We start from the raw sequence: 7668 nt of genomic DNA, 5'->3' as shown, positions 1-7668 counted from the left end.
TTGCTCGGATACTTATGGGTTTTCATGATCATTGTCGCTATTACCGCAAGTGTTCTTCACTTCTTTCTAACGAAGCGACTGCTCAAACCAATCCGCAGCTTGATGGCTTCTACGGAACAATTGAAACGAGGACATTACCCCGAACCAATCGAAGTTTATAAAAATGACGAAATCGGACAACTGGTTTCACAATATAATGGGCTTATTAAACAACTGCAAATGAATGAACAGCAGCGAAAAACACTCGTTTCTGATTTATCCCATGAAATCAGAACGCCTTTGTCAAATTTAGACGGGTACCTGCAAGCATTAAAGGACGGGACTATCGCAGGAGACGAAGCATTGTTCACATCCCTTCACCAGGAATCAAATCGCTTGTCGCAAATGGTGGCGCAACTTGAGCAATTAAAGGAATGGGATCATTTATCCGCACAATCTTTTGCCAACCAGAAGACCACTGATATTTCAGAGGTGCTTGAGCAATGTGCATCCATGTTCCAATGGACACTGAATCAAAAAAATATAGCCATACAAGTACATGCTGCACCGTGCATATTACCTTTTCACGTTGAAGGTATCCAGCAGGCGATCAGCAATTTACTTGATAATGCAATTATTTATTATGAAGGTATCGGACCAATCGTACTGACAGGTGAGGTGCAAGGTTCGCATTATAAAATTTCCGTTTCGGGGCCTGGCAAACCAATACTGGGTGCGGAGCAGGAAAATGTGTTTAAACGATTTTACAGACTCGATTCCTCACGCAGCCGCGCTACAGGCGGGTCAGGACTAGGACTTGCGATCACAAAGAAAATTGTGGAACATCATCATCATGGGGAAATAGGAATTGAAACAACTTTTGATAGCAATACCTTTTGGATCGTATTGCCGAGGGTAGAGTAAATAGATGTAAATAAGCAATTCATAAGTCAAAACGCTTGTGATTTTCACATTGGAAATCACAAGCGTTTTTTGTTGGTATCTTAATTCAATTGTTTAAAGTTATAAGACATTTCTTGTAATGAGGGATGTCTTTTATTTTATCCAAAATTAAATGGCGATTATAACAACATTAATGTGGTGATATTCAATAAAACTTTATTGTGAAACGATAAACTCCGTGTTAAAATCAAATAAACAATAAATAGTTGGGGTGCTTTTTATGAAACGGGAAACATTCTTTTTAAAGTTCGTTGTTGTTCTTATGGGACTCCCTGTCCTTGCTTTATGTATCTTTTTATTGCCTGGATTATCGGAATATGTGGCAGAAATAACTCCAGAATTCTCCTATATGAAATATCTCTTTTTAATCGGTATGTATGCAACAGCGATAGTGTTTTTCTTTGCTCTGTATCAGACTTTAAAACTTTTAAACTATATTGATAAGAGCAAAGCGTTCTCGCAAGTTTCCGTAGAGGCTTTAAAGAATATAAAATACTCTGCCATCACAATCAGTATCTTGTATATAGCGGAATTACCAATCATCTATCTCATAGCAGATGCAGACGACGCTCCAGGTGTCATGTTAATTGGATTGATCATTACTTTTGCTTCCATGGTGATTGCTGTCTTTGCCGCTGTCCTTCAAAAGCTATTAAAAAATGCTATCGATATAAAATCAGAAAATGATTTAACGGTTTGAGGTGAAAACAATGGCGATTATAATCAATATTGACGTGATGTTGGCGAAAAGAAAAATGAGCGTAACAGAACTTTCAGAGAGGGTTGGAATAACAATGGCTAACCTTTCTATTTTGAAGAATGGAAAGGCAAAAGCGATTCGATTATCAACATTAGAGGCGATTTGCAAGGCTTTAGAATGTCAACCTGGAGATATTTTAGAATACAAAAGTGAAGATACTGAGGAATAATAAAGCGGAGATATTGGGACGGGGGGACCCTCGTCCCATTTTGCAGAAGATTGTCCAGCTGACGAGGGACAAGGGACCTGTCCCTTCGTCCCCCGTTCTACTACTCCCACTTCTTCAGCTTCTCTATCACTTTTTTCTTAAAAAGAGTAATCCATGTTTCCTTCCCTTCTGATGTTTTTTGCTTATGCCATTCATTGTAGCTGGCGACAATAATCAATATAGAACCCGCAATCAACAGATAACCCCACCACGGCAGATTTCCCCAGTATGGTCTTGTTTGCAGGAAAACATTTAAAAGCAGGACACCCGCACCGACAAAGAAAAAAGACTTTATCTGATAAAATATACCACCCAATATGGAAGCGAGTGATAACGTACCGATGATTAACGCGTCGTAGATCGTGTTGCTTGCCATGCCATCCTGGATAAGGAGAAGGGATACAATAACCAGGACTGCCCACTGTATATTCTTAATACGACTTTTATAAGACTTATCCGTAATCTTTTTCAAAAAAATCACGAGAACAATCCATGGCAATACATACATCTCCCGCTCAATCAAAGTTGGAATAACATCCGTATGAATCAACACCGTATAATAAGGCTGTAGTAAAAAGGTACAGGCCGTAAACAGGAACCACTTTGGTGCCAAATCCGGAACTCGTTTCCGTTGCAACATGAGATTACCAGAGATAAGCAGACCAGGCAGGAGCTTCGTCCATAATGCTTCTTTTGTCAATCCGTACAAGCCACATAGTGCTATAAAACCGATAACCGTATACCAATCGATTACTGGAAGATCCACTTTCTCTTTCCCTTTTCCATAAATAAATGGATAAGTCAGCATCCCGATCACTGTATATAATCCAGCAAATCCAGCCACAGCCAGCAGCATGAAATACTCCCAATCCGAGTGGTTAGAACCGTATAACCCAAGTACATAAAAGACGATCAACAGTGGAAACAGATTATAGATATCCCACTTTTCCTGATGCAAAAGGAATAACAAAAGCGCGACATACAGCAATGTTACAACAAATGAAATCAGATCATAGGGCATAACGAATGTAAATGCAATGATCCCAATAAAGGTAAATGGGACTTTATAGTAAGCGATTCGTCGTTTCCATACCCTTCCCTTACTTACATACCAAGCTACAGCAAACGCAATACTTAGGATTAAAAAGGAATAGGGCATATGCTCCCCTAATTCCAGTAAAAACATTCCCTGACTGACGGCAATCCAAACGGACGTGAACAAGAAATAAAGAAACGTGTTGACCATCCAGTTACGTTCAGCTTTCTGTACACTTATTCCGTAAAGTACGGCACCAACAATAAATGCCCAAACAGCGATAGAGCCATATAGTAGAAAAGTAATCATTAATGATACTGGCAAATAAAGATGCCCTGCCCACCAGTAACTTTTCATCAGTGCACTGTCCTTTTTCCCGATCAGCGATCCTGTACTTAAAAGCAGGCCCGCCCCTGTCACGAATTGCAGTGCATGATACAAGTCTGTTTGAATCGTAAATTCCGTGTAAATTGCATACACAATGGTTAAATAAAACACCATGGAAAGCCCGCTGATGATATAGGGCATAGCCACCCACTTTGTTTTTCTATATAACAAATAGGCCATTCCTATTCCACCAAGAACAATCAAGGCCCGCATGAAATCATTGAACAAGAATGAAAAGGTCATCAGCATACCCAGTAAATAAAACCCATGGGAAACAAAAAAACCATGATCATAAAAAGCTTTTCTCTGAAACTGTCTCCATAAAAAACTGACAAGAAGAACGATGATCCCAGCTAGGATAAAGCTCTCCGCCTCCACCTGGGACGGGCCATACACATTTTCACCTGTCTTGGATCCAGTATAATAAGCGAAAACAGCAAAGCCCAACGCTACTGCATGCATCCAAGAGGCGAGAGAAGCATCGATAAATAGTGCCCGCTTTTCAAATTGCGCCATGAATAGTGCAACGACAGCCAACAATAAAAACATACTACCAACCTGCCACCAATGTATGAATCCATAGCTTCCTAGAATACAAATCAGCATCACCATACCACCAACATCACGTGCGCTTGCTTTAACCGGCTGAAATAATCTAGGCTTCATCCAGCAGCCAAACACAATATAGAGAAATAAACCAGCGATAAATAGTGGCAAGCTCAAATGTTCATACCCGAATATTTCCTGTCCCAGTAATACAGCCTCATATAGTGCAGCCATGAAAAACACTGGGCTTAAATAGTGGAATAACTTTCGCTTTAGGTTGTTTGACAAATATAAAAAGTTCAAAGCTATTATGACATAGGCAAGCAGCAAAATAACGGAAGGTTCATTCATACGCAACAAGATTCCTTCCATGCTGATATAGAGAAAAGCTAACGCAGAAACAATTGCACTCGTGTAACGAAAAGCCTTCTGAAGCGAACTACTATCCTTTACTAGCTTTGGTAATGCCAAAAACACAAACCCGAGCAGTGCATAAGCAATGTCACCAACCTCGTTTAATGCCGAAAACTCTATCAATTGATAAGCTCCGTATACAAGCATCACACTAAATACAACATGATATCCCTTATGATTCGTAACAAAAATCATGGCAAAATATAGGACAGCCGTAAGAAATAAGTTAAAGCTATAAACGAGCTCATGGTCATAAATAGTGAGCATCAACAAAGTAGACAGAATTAAACTTGCCTGGACATAAACAACAAATTCCCTTATAAAAAGTTGAAACCGCTCCTGTTTTTTCAAATAATGATACCCTGTTATTAAGGTGGCATTAAACACCATAATCCCAAAATAGAAACCATCAATTGGCAAATGGAATGCCGCGATGAAAAAACCGGCAAATATAGTAAATGTGATATAGGAAAACCAAACAAACAATCGTGAAGCCAATTTTACAGCAAGAAATAGATACACCGGTAAAATGGCTAGGCTTCCAGCAGTTCCGTATACATAACGCCCCTCACCAAAAAAGGAAAAATAAGTACCAATTAGTTCAAAATAGCCTGCTGATAAAATAATAATCGGTAAAAATAAACCACCAAGCACATAAAATGCAAAAGCAGTTTTCCTGATTTTCAGTATACGCCTCGTAAAAGACGCCAGTCCAAAGAACAATGCCGAAACAAGCGCGATTAACCCGGTCTTCATCCAGTTATCCAGTATATCCCATGTACTTGTCGCAAGTACTAAGCCCCCGATAAGCAGCAAGATTACGCCAAGGTTCAAGGCCCACGTAATGTTACGCTCACGGACCTCCTGTGGTGATAACGTTTTCTTTACTTTTTTCGGCTGTGCTGGCACTTCCTTGCTCTTCTCTACATCATTCATTTCAACATACGCGTCTTTCGCTGTACTTTCCGCTTGTTTGCGGTCGGCATACAACTGATCATGAGCCTCTAATACATGAAAATAAACATTCTTTTCTATATATTGCGCTTCCTTCAGTTGCTTTAGCTCTTCCTCAACAATTTTCCGCCGGTCTTCCGGTTTCACCTGATCCAATACTAACGCCCCCTCACTGATACCTCCTATACATTATGCTTTGATTATACCAGTATATGTATTGTCATTCATAGGGATATTCAAAAAAGAGGAACGTCTTCAACAGTGGGACAAGGGACCTGTCCCTTCGTCCCACTTTGCATGATCTATCAATCGGATTTAGTTAACGTTCTATTGCCGGACCTACCAATACTTCAGGGTTTTTCCCCATTACTAAATCACTTAATTTAGCATAACCAAGCTGCTTATATTCTGCCAGCAGTTGTTTTAAATTCAAAACTTCACTATCCGCTTTGAGTTTTTTAATTTCTGTCTGATACACATTTAAAACATAGTCATCCTGTACTTTTGGGCAATGTTTAGTCGAATCTTCATCCATAATTAAACTTCCCATATATTGAAACTTAAATTGAAGCTGATATGTCAGGTGAATAATATGTGCAAACTTTTTGTATACATCCGGTTTTTCCATTTTTAACTCTTCAATTGCATTTTTCGCTTGCATTAATTCGCTGAAACTTGATGTTGTAATCATTTGAACTCCTCCATCGTTATATTAATCCCACGGCTTAGCTACGGTTAACTTGCTTATTAATTCTTTGTGTTGTTCCCGCTTTAATTTACGTATTTTCGCTCGCTCTTTTCCGGTTTCATAAAGATATTGTTCTTCTTCTGTCTCGGGAATAATTCCCGGAACTTCGATTGGTTTTTTATTTACATCCAATGCCACAAAGGTTAGAAATGCTGTGGCAGCAATTCGGCGTTTGGCGGTCACCATATCTTCAGCAGTCACTTTGCAAAATATTTCCATTGAACTTCTGCCTGTATAAGCAACAAATGATTCGATACAAACCGAGTCATCTACTGTGATTGGTTCAATAAAATTTACTGAATCGGTTGAAGCTGTGACACATTCTTTCACTCTGGCATGCCTGCGGGCAGAAAGCGTTGCACAAGCATCTAACTTCCGCATCAGCACGCCACCAAATAATGTATGATAATTATTCAGGTCGTTAATGAGCACCTGATCATTTTGAATAATTCGCGTTTCTTTTGTTCGTTTTAACTCCATAATCAATCACCTTATCTTTACATGCATTTGATGTGCATGAATCTAACTTTATAATATCAATTATAGAACACCACTAAGACTGAAGTACAATGCCGATAACACATGTCGGATATAACAAACTGTTATGTAAGGGCTTTATTTTCAGAAAAACTAAAAAATCCCGTAAGTCTTATTACTTTCAATCCCCGTAGTTGATGTAAACTGCGACGTAACATACCGCTCCGAAAACACACTACGCTTTCCGCGGGTGACCCGTGAGCCTCCTCGAACTATCGTTCTGTGGGGTCTCACTCTGGCCACTATTCCCGCAGGAGTCTACGTGTATTTTCTCCGCTGGTGTTGTGCTTATCTATTTCATCATTGTTGTTGTTAATACGGTGGTTGTTTGGAGCGGAGGATCGTTGACTCCTGCGGGAATAGCACGTGTCTGAAGACCCCGCAGAGTGGGTTTCTCGAGGAGGCTGAAGCCGTGCCCGCGGAAAGCAACGGTCCGCAGCGGAAAACAATGCACTTACGTCGCAGTTTATATATTTTGTGTTATAAACAACAGCTCTTTTCGATGGGAAGTGTAATCGCTGCCTACCGAAAAATGCCATTAAAAAAAGCCTCCTCCATATAGAAAGGAAACCTTTTTAATTATCTTCTTTATGATTGTTTTGGGAAAGCCTTTCCTTGGCAAAACGAATAAATTCCCTTGCCACCTGTGACATATGATCTTCTTGTTTCCATATGATCGCAAGGTTCCAGCCAATTTTAGGATTGGATAATGATATTTCCTTCACATCCATTGTCAATTCTGTATATGTACTCTCCGGTAATAATGTAACTCCGAGGTTTGATGCTACCATCTCCTCAATGAAATCCAGTTGCGAGGTTTCAGATATTATACTAGGTATAAATCCCGCTTCACTACAAGCATTAATAATGCGATCCCGTAATGCGAAGTCCTGATTAAACATAATAAAGTCTTCCCCTTTCAGTTCTTTCAGGGAAACGATTTGTTTATGAACAAGGTGATGAGCGGCCGGTACAACAAGCTTTAATTCTTCTTGTACGAAAGTATAATAGTCAAATAGATCATGATTTTCCGGCAGCACGACAACACCAAAATCCAGTATATCATTGACTACCTTTTCTTCAATTCGCTTTGAACCATCCTCTACTAACTGGAAAGTAATCTCAGGATATTCCTG

Annotated in this window: 7 protein-coding genes; 3 read left to right on the top strand and 4 right to left on the bottom strand. The window is 39.6% G+C overall.

Going from position 1 to position 7668, the window contains the following annotated elements; all coding sequences use genetic code 11:
* From VK097_RS03095 to VK097_RS03085, 3 genes are all read left to right on the top strand, one after another.
* A partial coding sequence (locus VK097_RS03095) for a sensor histidine kinase (RefSeq protein WP_324210336.1) occupies positions 1 to 903 on the top strand: 903 nt, incomplete at its 5' end.
* Between the two features lie 259 nt (positions 904 to 1162).
* Complete coding sequence (locus VK097_RS03090; RefSeq protein WP_324210335.1) at positions 1163 to 1642, top strand: DUF2975 domain-containing protein; 480 nt, start codon at positions 1163 to 1165, stop codon at positions 1640 to 1642.
* Positions 1643 to 1652: 10 nt separating this feature from the next.
* On the top strand, positions 1653 to 1871 hold the full coding sequence (locus VK097_RS03085; protein WP_324210334.1) for a helix-turn-helix domain-containing protein: 219 nt from the start codon (positions 1653 to 1655) through the stop codon (positions 1869 to 1871).
* A gap of 100 nt (positions 1872 to 1971) precedes the next feature.
* Here the strand turns inward: VK097_RS03085 and VK097_RS03080 are convergent, their stop codons facing one another.
* The 4 genes from VK097_RS03080 to VK097_RS03065 all read right to left on the bottom strand — a co-directional run.
* On the bottom strand, positions 1972 to 5394 hold the full coding sequence (locus tag VK097_RS03080; RefSeq protein WP_414672149.1) for a hypothetical protein: 3423 nt from the start codon (positions 5392 to 5394) through the stop codon (positions 1972 to 1974).
* Between the two features lie 172 nt (positions 5395 to 5566).
* Positions 5567 to 5938 (bottom strand): hypothetical protein, encoded by a 372-nt coding sequence (locus VK097_RS03075; protein WP_324210332.1) that lies wholly within the window; start codon positions 5936 to 5938, stop codon positions 5567 to 5569.
* Positions 5939 to 5959: 21 nt separating this feature from the next.
* Positions 5960 to 6475, bottom strand: a complete 516-nt coding sequence (locus VK097_RS03070; RefSeq protein ID WP_324210331.1) for an acyl-CoA thioesterase — start codon at positions 6473 to 6475, stop codon at positions 5960 to 5962.
* 632 nt (positions 6476 to 7107) lie between these two features.
* The coding region (locus tag VK097_RS03065; protein WP_324210330.1) for a LysR substrate-binding domain-containing protein at positions 7108 to 7668 on the bottom strand (561 nt) is incomplete at its 5' end.

The organism is Lentibacillus sp. (assembly GCF_035301675.1).
GTDB lineage: Bacteria > Bacillota > Bacilli > Bacillales > Amphibacillaceae > Lentibacillus.
Note: the sequence above shows the minus strand (reverse complement) of the source record. Positions and strands in the feature narration are given on the sequence as shown.

Coding starts and splice junctions, on each gene's coding strand:
- VK097_RS03090 (WP_324210335.1), top strand. CDS start 1,163: ATGAAACGGGAAACATTCTTTTTAAAGTTCGTTGTTGTTCTTATGGGA.
- VK097_RS03085 (WP_324210334.1), top strand. CDS start 1,653: ATGGCGATTATAATCAATATTGACGTGATGTTGGCGAAAAGAAAAATG.
- VK097_RS03075 (WP_324210332.1), bottom strand. CDS start 5,938: ATGATTACAACATCAAGTTTCAGCGAATTAATGCAAGCGAAAAATGCA.
- VK097_RS03070 (WP_324210331.1), bottom strand. CDS start 6,475: ATGGAGTTAAAACGAACAAAAGAAACGCGAATTATTCAAAATGATCAG.